A 16098-nucleotide genomic window follows, 5' to 3' on the forward strand; every position below is an offset into this window, starting at 1 on the left:
AGGTTGCCCCCAGGCACACAAGGAGCGACATCCGAGATGGCGGAGGGAGAAGTCCGGCAATACTTCGTGCGGAACGAACAGGGGACCATCTGGGGTCCGCTCGCCCTGCCGACCATCGAGTTGCTGATCGATAACGGCGTCATCCAGGGCCAGCTCCAGGTGTCCGAGGACGGCATCAACTTCGCCTTCCCCGGGCGTTACCCGCACCTGCGTGATTCGTTCCCCCGCGAGACGTGGGGCGACGTCGTTCCGCCCGGTCCGAGCGCACCCGCGCCCGCCCCCGGTGCGCCCGCGGCGGTGCCTCGTGCCGTCACCCGGCCTCCCGTCGCTGGCGCCGGTGTGCCCGTCGCGGGCCCCGCCGTCACCCGGCCTCCCGTCGCTGGCGCCGGTGTGCCCATCGCGGGTCCCGGCATCACCCGGCCTCCCGTCTCCGTGCCCGCCGCGGGCCCCGGTGCCGTCGCCCGTCCTCCCGCTCCCGGTGCCGTCGCCCGTCCTCCCGCTCCCGGTGCGCCTGGGGCGGGCCCCGCCGTCACCCGGGCTCCCGTCCCCGGGGCCGGTCTGCCCACCGCGGGCCCCGGTGCCGTCGCCCGTCCTCCCGCGCCCGGTGTGCCCGGGGCGGGCCCCGCCGTCACCCGGGCTCCCGTCCCCGGGGCCGGTCTGCCCGTCGCCAATCCCGGTGCCGCCCGCCCGACTGCTCCCGTGGCACCCGGTGCACCCGCCCAGCCCTCGGCCCAGGCTCCGGGCGCGCCTCCTCCCGCGGCCGCCGCTCCCGCTCCGGCCGTCGTGCGCCCCTCGGGCACCTTCACCTCGGTCGCCCCTGTCTCCGAGGAGCCACCTCCCGCCAACGGGACGCTCGAGACGCACTCGCCCGTGCGCCTCTACGGCCTCATCGCCGCCGGCAACCACACGGGGCTGCTCACGCTCACCCTCCCCGACTGCGCCGTCAGCATCCACTTCCGCAAGGGCAACCCCGAGTTCATCGACTCCTCCCACCCCGAGGACGCGCTGGGCACCTGGCTCCTCCAGGCGAAGCTCGCCACCGCCGAGCAGCTCCAGCAGGCCGAGGCCGCCCGCGGACGCTTCGGCGGAGAGCTGCTCGCGGCCCTCTTCGGGCTGGGGCTCCTCCAGCCCGCCTCCGCCTTCACCCAGCTCGCCCACCGCGCCCAGTCCATCCTCCTCAAGGGCCTGCGCGCCGAGTCCGGCTCCTTCACCTTCGAGCCCAAGGAGCTGCCCGCCGCCAAGGCCATGCCCCTGGGCAACAAGTGGGCCGTGCTCAGCGACCTCGTGCGCCGCATCCCCAGCACGGACCTCCGCCGCCGGCTCCAGCCCGTGCTGAACCTGCCGGTGATGAAGTCCAGCGGCCGCGTGGCCACCGGTGACCTGCGCCTCACCCCTCACGAGGTGCGCGTGCTCGCCCTCATCGACGGGGTGCGCTCGGCCGGCCAGCTCCTCAACGACATCCCCCAGGACGCCGACCACCTGCTGCGCCTCGTGTTCCTCCTCAGGGAGCTCGAGGGGGTGTCCTTCGCGGCCGTGGCCTCGCGCGCGCCGGCTGCCCAGGCGGGTGCCCCGGCGGCCCAGCCCGCCGCCAAGACGGCTCCTCCGGTGGCCCCCGCCGCCAAGACGGTGCCTCCCGTGGCTCCCGCCGCCAAGACGGCTCCTCCCGTGGCTCCCGCCGCCAAGACGGTGCCTCCCGTGGCTCCCGCCGCCAAACCGGCCGCGCCTCCCGCCGCCGCGCCCCAGGCCGCCCGCGCGGCCACGGCTCCAGGAGTTCCCCAGGCCGGCGCCACGCCCCAGGCCACCGCGCCCCGCCCGGCGGCACCTGCCTCCGCCGCCGCACCCCAGGCCCCCGCGGCCAAGCCCGCTTCGCCTCCTCCCGCCGCCAAACCAGCCGCGCCCGCGGCCGCCGCTCCGCCCGCGGCGAAACCAGCCGCCCCGGCTCCGGCCCCGGCTTCCGCTCCCGCCGCGGCCCCCGGCTCCGCACCCGGCGCCAGCGAGCTTCCCGCGCTCCGGGAGCTCGCCGCGAAGATGAAGGACCAGAACCACTTCGAGCGGCTGGGCCTGGGCGCGGACACCAATGGCCCGGCGGTGAAGATCGCCTACTTCAAGCTGGCCAAGCAGTACCACCCGGACACGCTGCCTCCCGGCGCGCCTCCCGAGCTGGAGAAGCTCAAGGCCGACATCTTCGCCTACATCGGCGATGCCTACCGAGCGCTCTCGGACGACAAGAGCCGCGCCGCGTACATCGAGGAGCTCAAGACGGGCGGCAGCAAGCCGGCCCAGGTGGACGTGGAGGCCATCCTCAAGAGCGAGGAGCTCTTCCGCAAGGCCGGCCTCTACATCAAGGCCCGCAAGTTCGCCGACGCCGCCAAGCTGCTCGACGAGGCCATCCAGCTCAACCCCGAGGAGCCCGAGTTCTTCGCCTGGCGCGGCTACGCCCGATTCTTCACCTTCGAGGACAAGAAGACGGGCTACAACGAGGCCTACAAGGACATCCAGCAGTGTCTCAAGCAGAACGACAAGGTGGCCTCGGGGCACTATTTCCTGGGGGTCATCGCCAAGCTATGCGGTGACACCAGCGGCGCGCTGAAGCACTTCCAGAAGACGGTGGAAGTTCAGCCAAATCACATCGACGCGCAGCGGGAGATCCGCATGGCGGCGCAAAAGAAGTAGGGTGCGCCACCCCGGGAGCGCCGCCGAGCGCTCCCCTACACGAGGAGAAGCATCTTGCCGTTGACCGGAAAACAGCGCCGCCACCTCCGCGGGCTGGGACACCACCTGGAGCCGGTGGTCATCGTGGGCCAGTCGGGCGTCACCGAGGGCGTCATCGCCGCCGTCGAGCAGGCGCTGCAAGACCACGAGCTCATCAAGGTGAAGATCAACGAGGGCCCGGAGGACCGCCACGAGGCCGCCAAGAAGCTCGCCGAGGGCACGGGCTCCGAATTGGCCCAGCTCCTGGGCCGCACCGCCCTGCTCTTCAAGAAGCGGGACGAGGACTCGAAGTTCGAGAAGCTCGAGAAGATCTGAGCGCTCCGCTCAGCGAGTGAAGCCCGCAGCCCGGGCGGCCTCATCCGCCCCCGTGGCCAGGCGCTCCAGCAGCGCGGGACCGAAGTACTGGCGGCGCGACTCACCCTCGCCCGCCTCCACCCGCTCCGGCGTCTCCACGTAGCCCACGTAGCCGTCCGCCAGCCCCAGCACGCCCGTGGCCCCCGTGCGCCGCACCAGTGCCTCGCCCGCCCCCACCGTGGGCTCGCCCGGCAGCATCAGCAGCTCCAGTGGACCCAGCGTCAGCGCCCCCACCTCCGCTGTCCGCGAGGACGATGCGCACAGGAAGTTGTCCCCCGCCGCTCGCGAGTAGGACGGAACCAGCCGCGAGGCATCCGGCCTCGGCAGCGCCACCTCCACCCGCGCGAAGGCCAGCCTCTGGCTCCCGGCCACCACCGGCTCCGCGCGCTCGGCCAACCCCGCCACCGCCCGCGCATACCCCTGCGCCTTCTCCACGCCCTCGCCTTCGTTGAAGTCCACCGACACGTTGCCCGCGGCCCCCTGCATCACCAGCGACACCCCACTGAGCTCCTCGCGCAGCTGGCTCAGCCGACCCGGCCAGTCCGGGTCCACGAAAGCCTGTTTCCGCGGAACCACCGTGGGGTGCGCGGCGAACACCAGCAGCTCCGCCACCGGGCCCTGCGCGCCCCGAAGCACCGCCCGGGTGAGCGCTCCATCCGGAGCCTCGCCCCCCGAGCGCGAGCGCACCAGGCCCGGCTCCTTCGCCTCACCCACCTCCAGCGTGACGTCCGCGAGCCGCTCCACGGACTGACGCAGCGCCTCGGTGGCCCCGGCCACCACCGCCTCCATCGCCGCCTTCCGGAAGCGTCCAGTCCCCACCAGTTGCGACACCAGCCGCGGGTCGTATCCCCCGAAGGACGAGTGCGCGTGCGTGGCCACCACCACCACGTGCTGGAGCCCCAGGCCCGCGGCCCGCTCGCGTACCGCCGCCACGAGCTCATCGGGCACCAGCAGCAGCTCCAGCGACACCAGCCCCACCTTCATGTCCCCCGTGGCCAGCACCACGGCACGGGCCTGGGGCGGGGTGTCCGCCTGGCTGGCCTCGGGGCGAGGAGGCCCATAGCCGGCCACCACCACGGGATACGGCGGAGCCAACGGCACCTTCGCCGCCCCGGCCCTCAGAGGGCCCTCGGCCCTCGCCTGCTCCCGCACCACTGGCGTCCGCTCACTCCACCGCCCGCACCAGTTCCAGGACGCGAGCGCGTACGCCGAGCCCACGGTCAGGAGCATCAAGGGAAACAGGTGGCGCAGCCAGCGCCGGAAGCGCGAGGACATCAAGGAAAGGAAGCCTACCTCCAGATGGTGAATTCCAGGTGAATCTCCACCTGCCTGCCCGTTCCCCACATTCAATCCCGGAATACCCCCACAGGAGGCGGCCGTTCTCCAGTTCCGTTCGGCACCCGAAGGGGGTAAGGCTCGCGCCATGTGTGGGATCTTCGGAATCGTTGGTAACCCAGAGGCGTCCAACCTGACGTACCTCGGCCTGCATGCCCTGCAGCACCGTGGGCAGGAGTCCGCCGGCATCGTCGCCTCGGATGGCCATGGCCTCCGGGCCCATCGCGAGATGGGGCTCGTGGCGGACATCTTCACCGCGCCGACGCTCGAGAAACTGCCGGGCAGCGCGGCCATCGGCCACGTGCGCTACTCCACGGCGGGCGTCAGCCAGCTCAAGAACGCCCAGCCCCTCACGGTGGAGTACGTGGGCGGCCAGCTGGCCGTGGCCCACAACGGCAACCTCGTCAACGCGCAGGAGCTGCGCACCCAGCTCGAGGCCGACGGCGCCATCTTCCAGTCGGACTCGGACACCGAGGTGGTCATCCACCTCATCGCCCGCTCCAAGCAGCCCACCTTCGAGCAGAAGATCGTCGAGGCCCTCTCCAAGGTGAAGGGCGCCTACAGCATCCTCTTCCTCACCGACAAGAAGCTGGTGGCGGTGAGAGATCCCAACGGCTTCCGTCCGCTGGTGCTCGGCATGCTGAAGAACAGCTGGGTGCTGGCCAGCGAGACGACGGCCCTGGACCTCATCGAGGCGGAGTTCCTGCGCGAGCTCGAGGCCGGGGAGATGGTGGTCATCGACGAGACGGGCCTGCACGCCAGCACCCCCTTCCCGCCCACGAAGCTGGGCCGGTGCATCTTCGAGCACGTGTACTTCGCCAAGCCGGACTCGGTGCTGTTCGGCTCGAGCGTGTACGAGACGCGCAAGGAGATGGGGCGGCAGCTGGCCAAGGAGCAGCCGGTGCCCGGAGCGGACCTGGTCATCGCGGTGCCGGACTCGGGCGTGCCGGCGGCCATCGGCTACGCGCAGGCCAGCGGCATTCCGTACGACGTGGGCCTCATCCGCAGCCACTACGTGGGCCGCACCTTCATCGAGCCCCAGCAGTCCATCCGCCACTTCGGCGTGAAGCTGAAGCTGTCCGCGGTGCGCCAGGTGCTCAAGGGCAAGCGCGTGGTGGTGGTGGACGACTCCATCGTGCGCGGCACCACCAGCCGGAAAATCGTGAAGATGCTCAAGGCGGCCGGCGCGCTGGAGGTGCACCTGCGCATCTCCTCTCCGCCCACGCAGTGGCCCTGCTACTACGGCATCGACACGCCGAGCCGGCAGGAGCTGATCGCCTCCAGCCACAGCGTGGAGGAGATCGCCCGCTACGTGACGGCGGACACGCTGGGCTACATCTCCATGGAGGGCCTGGGCAGCGCGGTGGGAGACAAGGAGCGCACCACCTTCTGCACGGCCTGCTTCTCCGGCAAGTACCTGACGGGCGACATCAACCCGGGCGCCACCTCGGCGTCCGAGTCCACCCCGAAGCTCGCCATCGCCTGAGCCGTACCCGCTTCCGGAGATGGCGGCCCCTTCCCATCCCGAGACCTTCCGCGCGGAGCGGCAGTTCACCCGCTCCGTGTTCGCCGGCCTCGTGCTGCTGGGCCTGGTGGCCGTGGCCGGGCCGCTGCTCTCCTACCGGGGTGACGTGCACGAGGTGCGCGGCCAGTTCCGCACCCGCACCGCCCGCGAGGCCCGGGTCTATGCCCAGGCCCTCAGCCTGCACCTGAAGCTGCTGAAGTCCGAGCTGTCGCGCGTTTCCGCCGGCGTGGGCCCCGGGCTGCAGCAGGAGAAGGCCGCCGAGGACATGCAGGACCTCACCACCCCGGACGCCGGCCTCTTCCGCCAGGGCATCCTCCTGCTGGACGCCACGGGCCGCCCCGTCTGGAGCGAGCCTCCCGGGCTGCCCATGGCCCCCTCGCTGCACGAGCGCCCCTGGTTCCAGCGCGTCCTCGCCCAGCAGGCCCCCACCGTGGACGCACTCGCCCCGGGCTCCTCCACCTTCGTCGTCGCCGTCCCCGTGGTGCGCCAGAACCGCACGGCGGGGCTGCTCGCCGGCCTGCTCGACAGCGGCGAGGATCTGCCCGGAGGCCAGCCCACCGGAGAGAACCTCACCCTGTTGGTGCTCAATCGCCATGGGGACCTCTTCGTCCCCGACACGCCTCCCGCCTGGGCCACCGCGCCGGACTTCGCCGCGAAGGTGGAGGCCCTGCTGAACGGCGGGGGCCAGGAGTGGGAGCTGGGCTCCGGCAAGGTGTTCGCCTGGGCCACGCCCGTGCCGGGCACGGAACTGCGGCTGGTGCTCGCCGCGGACGAGACCACCACCCTCGAGCCCATCCGGGACCGGCTGCTGCTGCAGTTGCTCATGCTCGCCGTGCTCCAGGTGGGCACACTGCTCCTCTTCAGCCTGCACTGGCGCCGCGTCTACCGGCTCTTCCTGGGCATGGAGCGCCGCGCGGCGGAGAAGGAGACGATGGCCGCGCTCGGCTCCGCCGCCAGCCTCATCGCCCACGAGGTGAAGAACTCGCTCAACGGCCTCAAGGCCGCCATCGGCATGCTCTCGCCCTCGGAGGAGCAGGGCTTCGCGGTGCGCACGCTGCGCGGGCAGATCGACCGGCTGGCCCACCTGGCCACCTCGCTGCTGCACTTCGGCAAGCCGCCGCGCGTGCAGCGCATTCCCGTGGACCTGCCACGCCTGGTGCGCGAGGTGCTCGACGGGCTGCGCGTGCTGCCCGAGGCCGAGGAGGTGCACGTGGAGGCCCACCTGGAGGCGGAGCTGCTCCTGCCGGGAGATCCGCTGCTGCTGGCCACCGCGCTGGACAACCTGGTGCGCAACGCCATGGAAGCAGCCGTGGCGGCCAAGGATCTGGGACGCGTGGCCTCGCCCGAGGTGCGGGTGCGGCTGCGCCAACAGGACGGCGAGGCGGTGGTGGAGGTGGAGGACAACGCGGGCGGGCCGCCACCGGACTTCGAGGCCCGGCTCTTCGAGCCCTTCGTCACCAGCAAGCCCAAGGGCGTGGGCCTGGGGCTGTCCATGACCCGGCGCGCGGTGGAGCAGCAGGGCGGACGGCTGACGTTCTCCCGCATTCCCGGCGGCAGCCGCTTCTCCCTGCACCTGCCCGTGCAACCGCCCCCCGATGACTTCCCGGACGTCCAGGAACAGACAGCATGAGCACCCCCCTCCTCTTCATCGATGATGACCGGGCCTTCTCGTCGATGGGCGCGGCGGCCCTGCAGCGGGAGGGCTACACCGTGACCCTGGCGCGCTCGCTGCACGAGGCCCGCGCGGCCCTCGGACGCCTCACCCCCGCCCTGGTGGTGCTGGACCGGCGGCTGCTGGACGGGGACGGGCTCTCCTTCCTGCCCGAGCTGAAGGCCCAGGCGCCTGGTGCGGCGGTGGTGATGGTGACGGCGCACGGAGACATCGCCAGCGCGGTGGACGCGATGCGCGCGGGAGCGGTGGACTACGTGGCCAAGCCCGTGGAGCTGGCCGACCTGGTGCTGCGCGTGCGCCGGGCGCTGGACACGGGACGCCTGAAGGAACGGCTGGCCGCCGCCGAGGCCGAGCTCTCCGGACGGCGCCGGCTCGTGCCTCCCGCCTCGGCCGCGATGCAGCGGGTGCTGGGTGCACTGGAGCGCATCGCCTCCTCGCCCCGCAGCGCCGTGCTGCTGCTGGGAGAGACGGGCGTGGGCAAGGAGATGCTCGCCCGTCACCTGCATGGTTTCTCCTCGGGAGGCGAGGGCGCGCCCTTCGTCCACGTCAACTGCGCGGCCCTGCCCGAGCAGACGGTGGAGAGCGAGCTGTTCGGCCACGAAAAGGGCGCCTTTACCGACGCGCGCACCGCCCGCCGGGGACTCGTGGAAGTGGCGCACGGGGGCACCCTCTTCCTCGACGAGGTGGGCGAGCTGCCCCTGAGCCTCCAGGCCAAGCTGCTCACCTTCCTGGACTCGGGACGCTTCCGGCGCCTGGGCGGCACCACCGAGCACTCCAGCAGCGCGCGCATCGTCGCCGCCACCAACCGGGACCTGCCCGCCCTCATGACTCGGGGCGAGTTCCGCGAGGACCTGTGGTTCCGCCTGAGCGTCTTCCGCATCGACATTCCGCCGCTGCGCGAGCGGCGCGAGGACATCCTCCCCCTGGCCGAGGGCCTGCTGGCCGCGCTGCGCCGGGAGCTCGGACGGCGCGAGGAGGTGGTGCTCGGCGGGCAGGCACGGGCCCGGCTCCAGGCCTACGCCTTCCCCGGCAACGTGCGCGAGCTGCGCAATCTCCTCGAGCGCGCGCTGGTGATGGAGCCCGGCCCGGAGCTGCAACTGGACGTGCTGGCGGGCGTGAAGCCCGCGGCCCCGGCGACCATGGCCATGGCCCATGTGGAGCAGGCTCCCACGGACAACCCGGAGGCCTTCACGCTCCCCGCCCCACCCCGCCCCATGGAGGAGGTGGAGCGCGCCTACGCCCGCTGGACGCTGGAGCGCATGGGCGGCCGGCGTGTCGAGGCGGCCAAGGCGCTTGGTCTCGCCTACGCCACCTTCCTCAAGCGGCTCGGCGACGACTGAGCGTCTCGTGCATGGGACAGAGGGAGCTCGAGGCGGACGTAACGGACGCCGGCTCCCAGTGCGAAGCCCTGGCCCACTCCGTGCTTGGGGCCTCGTCCAGCATGTCCGGCCCCCATGACCTCTTCGTCCGCTACACCTTCGGCCACCCCGAGCGGGCCGAGGCGGAACTGCGCGCCGTGTTGCCTGCGTACGTCGTCTCGGAAGTGGACTGGTCGAGTCTGCGCCAGGAGTCCGGCTCCGTGGTGGACCCCGAGCTGCGGGAGACCGAGAGCGATCTGCTCTTCACGGCGCGGCTGCGGACGGGCCGCTCGTTGTTGCTGTACGTGCTGCTCGAACACCAGTCGTCGGTGGAGCCGTGGATGGCACTGCGCATGCTGCGCTACGTGGTGCGTCAGTTGGAGCGCTGGCGCCAGGCACACCCGGACAGCAAGCTGCTGCCTCTCATCATCCCACTCGTCATGTACCACGGGCCGGAGGAAGCCTGGACGGCGCCGCGCCGGGTGGAAGACCTCTTCGAACTGCCAGACGAAGAGGCGGAGCGGGAGCGATGGCGAGCCCTGGTGCCACGCTTCGAATACCTGCTCGACGACCTGACGGCCGAGCGTGAGGAAGCACTCCGGATGCGCCCGGGTCCACCGCTGGCCCGATTGGCCTGGCTGGTGCTCCGCTACGGACGCACCGGGGAACTGGACCAGAAACTGCCGGACTGGACGGCGCTCTTCGCCCAGGTGCAAGCAGGCCCTGAGGGCGCGGAGCATCTGGTGGTGGTCATTCGTTACCTGCTGTGGGTGGGAGGGAAGGCCGTCCACAAAGCGGCGAGGCAGGTGTTACATTCGGTGATGAATGAGGAAGGAGCGGAGGAGCTGATGCGCAGCTACGCCGAGCAACTCATCGAGCGGGGCGTCAAACGGGGTCTGCTCAGGGGCCGGGAAGAGGGATTGAAACAAGGATTGGAACAGGGACGGTTGCACGGTCGTGCCGAGGCCATGCTGCGGATCCTCACCACGCGAGGCTTTGCCATCGACTCCGCATCCCGCCAGCGCATCCTCTCCTGCTCGGACGAGGCCACCTTCGACCAGTGGATCGACCGCGCCCTCCGCGCCACCTCCCTCGCCGAAGTGCTGGACGACGTGGCTCAGTAGACCTGGCGGGCCCCGATTGCAGAATCTGCAATGTCAGGATTTGAAACTCCGGCCCGCCATGTCAGCCGCTGCAACCGGCCCGAAGTCGTAAGTCCTCGGAACCACTCGAACTGAAGCGGGCACGCGGATTGCCCAGGGGACTCCCGAACCTCACCGGGAGCCACCTCCTTGCGCCGCGTTCCACCGCTGCTCCTCTCCTGCCTGCTACTCGGGGCCACCACCACCCCCGCCCAGGCCCCGTCCTCCACCACCCCTTCGTCCACCGACTCGTCCGGCCCGCTCGCCCTGGCCTCGCTGCCGGATGAGGATGGCCTGGCCTCGCTGCTGTGGGCGCGCTCGCCCGAGTTCTCCACCGCCCGTGCCCGTGTGGCCTCGGCGCGCTCGGACCTGGTGCGCGCCGGACTGCTGCCCAACCCCGAGCTGGAGCTCGGCGCCAACACGCTGCCGCTGGGGCCCACCAACCCGCCCGGCCTCAATCGCCTCACCGAGGTACCCAACTTCGGCGTGGGCCTCTCCCAGCTCATTGAGCTGGGCAAGCGTGGCCCCCGCCAGAACGCGGCCCGCGCGGCCCTCGCGTCCACCGCCCTCGAGGTGCAGGCCCAGTTGCGCGAGCGCACCCGGGACGTGCTGGAGCGGGCGGCGGAGGTGGCCACCGTCGAAGTGCGCCTCGCCGAGCTGGAGCGGCTGGCCGGAGATGCCGCGCGGCTCACGGAGCTTCAGCGCGCCCGGGCGCAGCGAGGAGACACCTCGGGACTGGACGCGGACCGCGCCATGCTGGAGGAGGCCCAGCTCCAGGAACAGCTCGCCGGAGAGCGCGGCCGCCTGAGCGAAGCGCTCCTGGAGTGCTCGCGCACGGTGGGCCTTGCCTGCGAGCCCTTCGGTGCTTCGGAGCCAGCCACCGCGTTCCTCTCCACGCGCCTGTCAGCACCACCCGCCACCGACGCCCTGGAGCAGCGGCCCGACCTGCGAGCCCTGGAGGCCCAGCAACGGAGCGCCCAGGCCGCCCTTACGCTCGCGCGGCGGCGCTGGATTCCAGACCCCACCGTGCAGGCCGACTACCTGTATGACCAGTTCCTCATCTCCGGCAATCAGCTCCACTCGGTGGGCATCAACCTCACCATTCCCCTGCCCGTCTTCGATCGGGGCCAGGCGGACGTGCTGGCCGCGAGTGCCTCCGCCGAGGCCGCCGCGAGCACCCGCGCGCAGCTCACCGCCCAGGCCCAACGGGAGCTGACGTCCCTGTCCGCCCAGCGCGACGCCTTGGAGACCCGGCGCTCGCGAGTGCGCACCCAGACCCTGCCCCAGGCCGCGCAGCTCGTGCAGCGGCTGGAGGCCGCGGTGAAGGCCGGTGGCGCCTCGATGCTGGAGCTGCTCCTGGCCCGCCGCACCTACGGCCAGCTCCTGCTGGATGCCACGGAGCTGGACCTCTCCTCCTTCCGCCTCGCGGTGGCCCAGGAGCGCGTGCGGGCCGGAGGCCCCCGGGCTCCCGCCGAGCTGAGCGAGCACTTCTGAACCCCTCTTCCCTCCTTGGAGACACTTCCATGACCGCGTCTTCCTCCCGTCCTCCCCGCCGTCCCTTCATTCTGGCCGCCACGGGCCTCGGCATGGGCACCGCCCTCGTCGCGGGCCTGCTGTTCGGCCGCGCCACTCCGGCCGAGGCCGAGCCCTCGCCTCCCGCCGGTCCCATCGTGCGGGGCGAGAGCGTGCACCTGCCTCTCGAGGGGCCGCAGTGGCAGTACATCGAGCTCGCGGTGGCCTCCGAGGCACCCATGCTCGCGCCGCTGCCGGCCCCGGGCCGGGTGGACCTGGACGAGCGCCGGACCGCCTCGATGGGCGCGCCCCTGGCCGGACGGGTGGACCAGGTGCGCGTACGCATGGGAGACCGGGTGAAGGCCGGCGAGCGCCTCTTCTCCGTGCGCTCCGGCGCCTGGGCGGACCTCGAGCGCGAGCTGAAGGGCGCCGAGACGGAAGTGGCCAACCAACAGCGCATCGCGGACCGGGTGCGCGAGCTGGTGGGCCTGCAGGCCGCGCCGGAGAAGGAACTGGTGGCCGCCGAGGCCGAGCTGCACCAGGCCCAGCTCGCCCTGAAGGCCGCGCGGGCCAAGAAGGCCAGCCTCGCGGTGTCCGCCGAGGGCGACAACCTCTTCTGGGTGACGGCGCCACGCGCGGGCACGGTGGTGGACGTGGACGTGGTGGCCAACCAGGAGGTGACGCCGGAGCGGGACGGGCCGCTCGTGCGGCTGTCGGACCTGGGCGAGGTGCTCGTCATCGCGGACGTGCAGGAAACGGACGCCGCGGATCTGCGCGAGGGCCAGCCGGCGCTCGTGCGCACACAGTCTGGCGCGGTGGAGCGGCGCGGCACGGTGGAGCGCATCTCCGAGGTGGTGGATCCGCGCCGGCGCACCGTGGAGGTCCGCCTCCGGGTGGCCAATGAAGACCGGGCCCTGCGGCCCAATGCCTTCGTGGAGGTGACGCCCGAGGCCGCCAGCGCGGTGAAGCGCGTGCGCGTGCCGGCCAGCGCGGTGGTGACGGACGGAGCGCGCTCGGTGGTCTTCGTGGCGCGCGAGGCGGGCCGATTGGAGCGCGTGGCGGTGATGACCGGCCGCCGCCGCGACGGGGAAGTCGAGGTGCGCCAGGGCCTGGAGCCCGGCAGCCACTACGTCGCTCGCGGCGCGCTGCTGCTGGAGAACACCATCGAGCTGGCCAACTAGGCCCGCGGGGAAACGTCCATGTTCGAGAAGCTCGTTGAATTCAGTCTGAAGAACCGCGCGGCCGTCCTCTTCCTCACGGTGCTGGTGGCGATCTGGGGATGGATGTCCTTCACCGATTTGACGGTGGAGGCCTTCCCGGACTCCACGGACACGCAGGTGAACGTCATCACGCTCTACCCCGGCCAGCCCTCCGAGGAGGTGGAGCGGCAGATCGGCATTCCGCTGGAGCGCGCGCTGAACGGAACCCCGGGATTGGGCCGCCTGCGCAACCTGTCGCTCTTCGGCCTGTCCTTCGTCACGCTCACCTTCAATGACGGGGTGGACGCGCTCTTCGCCCGCCAGCAGGTGCTGGAGCGGCTGCGCGACGCGGAGCTGCCCGAGGGCGTGGTACCGGAGCTCGGCCCCCTGGCCACGCCCATTGGTGAAATCTACCGGTACACCCTCCAGGGCGCGAAGGGAGACCCGATGAAGCTGCGCACCCTGCAGGACTGGGTGGTGCGGCCGGGCCTGCTGCGCGTGGATGGCGTGGCGGACGTGGTGAGCTACGGCGGCCTGCTCAAGGAGATCCACGTCCAGCCGGACCCCACGCACCTGGCGGCCTTCGGCCTGACGCTCCAGGACGTGGAGGACGCGCTGCGGGAGGGTTCGCTCAACGCGAGTGGCGGCACGCTGGAGCGCGGCAGCGAGCAGTTCGTCATCCGCAGCGAGGGTCTGTTCCGCACCCTGGAGGACATCCGCCAGGTGCGCGTGGCCACGCACGAGGGCACGCCCGTCTTCATCAAGGACGTGGCGGACGTGACGGAGGGCTGGGCACCGCGCCAGGGCGTGGTGAGCCGTGAGGGCGACACCGACGTGGTGGAGGGCATCGTACTGATGCGCCGCGGGGAGAACCCCTCGGTGGTGCTGAGCCGGGTGCGCGACGCCGTCACGGGCCTCAACGCGCGGCTGCAGCCGGACGGGGCGGAAGTCTCCCCCTTCTACGACCGCACGGAGCTGGTGAACACCACGCTGCGCACGGTGGGCCGCAACATGTTGGAGGGAGCCCTGCTGGTGACGCTGGTGCTCTTCGTCTTCCTGTTGGACCTGAAGGCGGCGCTGGTGGTGGGCACGCTCATTCCGCTGTCGCTGCTCACCTCGTTCATCTACCTGAAGCTGAGGGGCATGTCGGCCAACCTGCTGTCCATGGGCGCGGTGGACTTCGGCGTCATCGTGGACGGCGGCGTGGTCATCATCGAGAGCATCCTCCTGCGGCTGTCCCACCACGGCAAACCGGGCGAGACACCGGAGACGCCGATGGAGCGCATCCAGGCGGCCACGCGGGCGGTGGTGAGGCCCACGGTGTTCGCGCTGCTCATCATCATCGCGGCCTACCTGCCCATCTTCATGCTGCAGCGGGTGGAGGGGCGCATCTTCGCGCCCATGGCCAACACGGTGGTGGCCGCGCTGGTGGGGGCGCTCATCTTCTCGGTGACGCTGATTCCCGTGCTGGCCTCGCTGGTGTACCGCAAGCCGGTGGAGCACAAGGAATCGCCGGTGCTTCGCGCGGCGGCCAGGGCGTACGCCCCCACGCTGCGCTTCGCACTGAGGAAGCCCTGGCTCGTCATCGCGCTGGCCTCGCTGGGACTGGCCATCTCCGGGTGGATGCTGCCGCGCATGGGCAGCGAGTTCCTGCCGGATCTCAACGAGGGCGGCCTCTACATGACGTTCACCCTGCCCTCCAACGTCTCCATCTCCGAGGGCCGCAAGCTGGTGCCGCGTCTCACGCAGCTCATCCGCCAGGCGCCGCAGGTGGACGGGGTGCTCAGCCAGCTCGGCCGGCCCGAGGACGGCACGGACGCCACGCTCACCAGCAACCTCGAGTTCTTCGTGAAGCTCAAGCCCCCCGAGCAGTGGCCCAAGGAGACACCGGACCTGGCCTCGGTCATCGCCGTGCTGCAGAAGTCCATCGACGAGGTGCCGGGCCTGGAGGTGAATTTCAGCCAGCCCATCCGCGACAACGTCAACGAGAGCATCAGCGGCCAGTTCGGCCAGGTGGCGGTGAAGCTCTACGGGGATGACCTGAAGGTGCTGCAGGAGCAGGCGGAGAAGGTGAAGAACGTCATCGCCAACGTGCAGGGCGTGGCGGACCTGGGCATCGTGAAGAGCGGCGAGGTGCCGGACATCAAGGTGATACCGGACCGGGTGGCGCTGGCGCGGCACGGTATGTCCCTGGGCGAGTTCCAGCACGTCTTCCAGACGGCGGTGGGAGGCCGTCCGGTGAGTGAATTCTGGGAGGGCGAGCGGCGCTTCGACGTGGTGATGCGCCTGCCGCTGTCCAGCCGTGACGACGTGGAGAAGCTGGCGCGGCTGCGGGTGCCGGTGGAGGGAGGCGCCACGGTGCCACTGGAGACGCTGGCACGGGTGGAGACGGGCTTCGGCCGGGCGTCCATCAACCGGGAGAACGGCCGGCGCTACATTGGCATCCGCATGAACGTGCGCGGGAGGGACCTGGGCTCGTTCGTCAACGAGGCGCGCGAGCAGGTGCGGCAGCAGGCGCCCAACCCCGCCGGCATCACCCTCGAGTGGGGCGGCGAGTTCGAGAACAAGGAGCGGGCGATGCACCGGCTGATGACGGTGGTGCCGGTGGCGCTGCTGCTGACGCTGCTGCTGCTGTTCAAGGCGTTCAACTCGTTCGGGCGAGCGGTCATCACGCTGATGAACGTACCGTTCGCGCTGATGGGCGGGGTGTTCGGCCTGTACCTGGCGGGCATGCCACTGTCGGTGGCGGCGGCGGTGGGCTTCATCGCGCTCATCGGCCAGGCGGCGCTCAACGGGGTGCTGGTGATGTCGGCCATCGCCGAGCGGCGCGCGGCGGGAGAAGCGCTAGACGAGGCCATCCTCAACGGAGCACAGGAGCGGTTGAGGCCGGTGCTGATGACAGCGGCGCTGGCGGCGCTGGGCCTGATACCGGCCTGCCTGAGCCGGGGCATCGGCTCGGAGACACAGAAGCCGCTGGCGGTGGTCATCGTGGCGGGCACGATCTCCGCCTGCGCGCTGACCCTGGTGCTGCTGCCGGTGATGTACCGACTGTTCACGAAGTACACGGAGCAGCTCGTGGACAAGATGCCCGTGAGGCTGCTGAGGGTCATGCCGGCCGCGGAGGATCTGCGCAAGACCGGCTCGTGAACGGGGGGAGTAAGCAATCCCCCTCTGCCCCTCCCCGGGGCGGAGGGATGGGGAGGCGGTGTCAGGCGAGAGAGTGGTCGCACGCACCGCCCCTCATGGGAGAGGGCCGGGGTGGGGTTCTCCCCCTCATCCGCCCCGGCCC

Annotated in this window: 10 protein-coding genes; 9 read left to right on the top strand and 1 reads right to left on the bottom strand. The window is 71.4% G+C overall.

All coding sequences use genetic code 11. From position 1 onward, the window contains the following. Positions 1-36: 36 nt before the first annotated feature. Together BO221_RS44070 and yhbY are read left to right on the top strand one after the other, a co-directional pair. Positions 37-2673: a DUF4388 domain-containing protein gene (locus tag BO221_RS44070; protein WP_073566930.1), complete on the top strand. Its 2637-nt coding sequence runs from the start codon at positions 37-39 to the stop codon at positions 2671-2673. A 54-nt stretch (positions 2674-2727) separates the two neighbouring features. After that, complete coding sequence (yhbY, locus tag BO221_RS44075; RefSeq protein ID WP_073566931.1) at positions 2728-3027, top strand: ribosome assembly RNA-binding protein YhbY; 300 nt, start codon at positions 2728-2730, stop codon at positions 3025-3027. A gap of 9 nt (positions 3028-3036) precedes the next feature. Here the strand turns inward: yhbY and BO221_RS44080 are convergent, their stop codons facing one another. Continuing rightward, on the bottom strand, positions 3037-4341 hold the full coding sequence (locus tag BO221_RS44080; protein ID WP_198956312.1) for a neutral/alkaline non-lysosomal ceramidase N-terminal domain-containing protein: 1305 nt from the start codon (positions 4339-4341) through the stop codon (positions 3037-3039). A 148-nt stretch (positions 4342-4489) separates the two neighbouring features. Here BO221_RS44080 and purF point away from each other — a divergent pair, with 148 nt between their 5' ends. The 7 genes from purF (at position 4490) to BO221_RS44115 (ending at position 15956) form a co-directional block, all read left to right on the top strand. Next, the gene (gene purF / locus BO221_RS44085) at positions 4490-5887 is read left to right on the top strand and encodes an amidophosphoribosyltransferase (protein ID WP_073566933.1); all 1398 of its coding nucleotides are present in this window, start codon (positions 4490-4492) and stop codon (positions 5885-5887) included. 19 nt (positions 5888-5906) lie between these two features. After that, entirely contained in the window at positions 5907-7556 is a 1650-nt protein-coding gene (locus tag BO221_RS44090; protein WP_073566934.1) for an ATP-binding protein, read from the top strand. Then, positions 7553-8938, top strand: a complete 1386-nt coding sequence (locus BO221_RS44095) for a sigma-54 dependent transcriptional regulator (RefSeq protein WP_073566935.1) — start codon at positions 7553-7555, stop codon at positions 8936-8938. The genes BO221_RS44090 and BO221_RS44095 overlap by 4 nt, the downstream gene beginning before the upstream one ends. 11 nt (positions 8939-8949) lie before the next feature. Next, on the top strand, positions 8950-10080 hold the full coding sequence (locus BO221_RS44100; protein ID WP_233166533.1) for an Rpn family recombination-promoting nuclease/putative transposase: 1131 nt from the start codon (positions 8950-8952) through the stop codon (positions 10078-10080). A 168-nt stretch (positions 10081-10248) separates the two neighbouring features. Beyond that, positions 10249-11592, top strand: a complete 1344-nt coding sequence (locus BO221_RS44105; protein WP_073566936.1) for a TolC family protein — start codon at positions 10249-10251, stop codon at positions 11590-11592. A gap of 29 nt (positions 11593-11621) precedes the next feature. After that, positions 11622-12791, top strand: coding sequence for an efflux RND transporter periplasmic adaptor subunit (locus tag BO221_RS44110; RefSeq protein WP_073566937.1), 1170 nt, complete (start codon positions 11622-11624; stop codon positions 12789-12791). An 18-nt stretch (positions 12792-12809) separates the two neighbouring features. Beyond that, positions 12810-15956, top strand: coding sequence for an efflux RND transporter permease subunit (locus BO221_RS44115; RefSeq protein WP_073566938.1), 3147 nt, complete (start codon positions 12810-12812; stop codon positions 15954-15956). The last annotated feature ends 142 nt before the right edge of the window (positions 15957-16098 follow it).

Origin of the sequence: Archangium sp. Cb G35 (genome assembly GCF_001896145.1) — a bacterium.
Taxonomy (GTDB): domain Bacteria; phylum Myxococcota; class Myxococcia; order Myxococcales; family Myxococcaceae; genus Archangium; species Archangium violaceum.

What these genes read in the sequence shown, in the direction of transcription:
- BO221_RS44115 (WP_073566938.1), top strand. Translation starts at nt 12,810, where the DNA reads ATGTTCGAGAAGCTCGTTGAATTCAGTCTGAAGAACCGCGCGGCCGTC.
- purF (WP_073566933.1), top strand. Translation starts at nt 4,490, where the DNA reads ATGTGTGGGATCTTCGGAATCGTTGGTAACCCAGAGGCGTCCAACCTG.
- BO221_RS44095 (WP_073566935.1), top strand. Translation starts at nt 7,553, where the DNA reads ATGAGCACCCCCCTCCTCTTCATCGATGATGACCGGGCCTTCTCGTCG.
- BO221_RS44110 (WP_073566937.1), top strand. Translation starts at nt 11,622, where the DNA reads ATGACCGCGTCTTCCTCCCGTCCTCCCCGCCGTCCCTTCATTCTGGCC.
- BO221_RS44070 (WP_073566930.1), top strand. Translation starts at nt 37, where the DNA reads ATGGCGGAGGGAGAAGTCCGGCAATACTTCGTGCGGAACGAACAGGGG.
- BO221_RS44100 (WP_233166533.1), top strand. Translation starts at nt 8,950, where the DNA reads ATGGGACAGAGGGAGCTCGAGGCGGACGTAACGGACGCCGGCTCCCAG.
- BO221_RS44080 (WP_198956312.1), bottom strand. Translation starts at nt 4,341, where the DNA reads ATGTCCTCGCGCTTCCGGCGCTGGCTGCGCCACCTGTTTCCCTTGATG.
- BO221_RS44090 (WP_073566934.1), top strand. Translation starts at nt 5,907, where the DNA reads ATGGCGGCCCCTTCCCATCCCGAGACCTTCCGCGCGGAGCGGCAGTTC.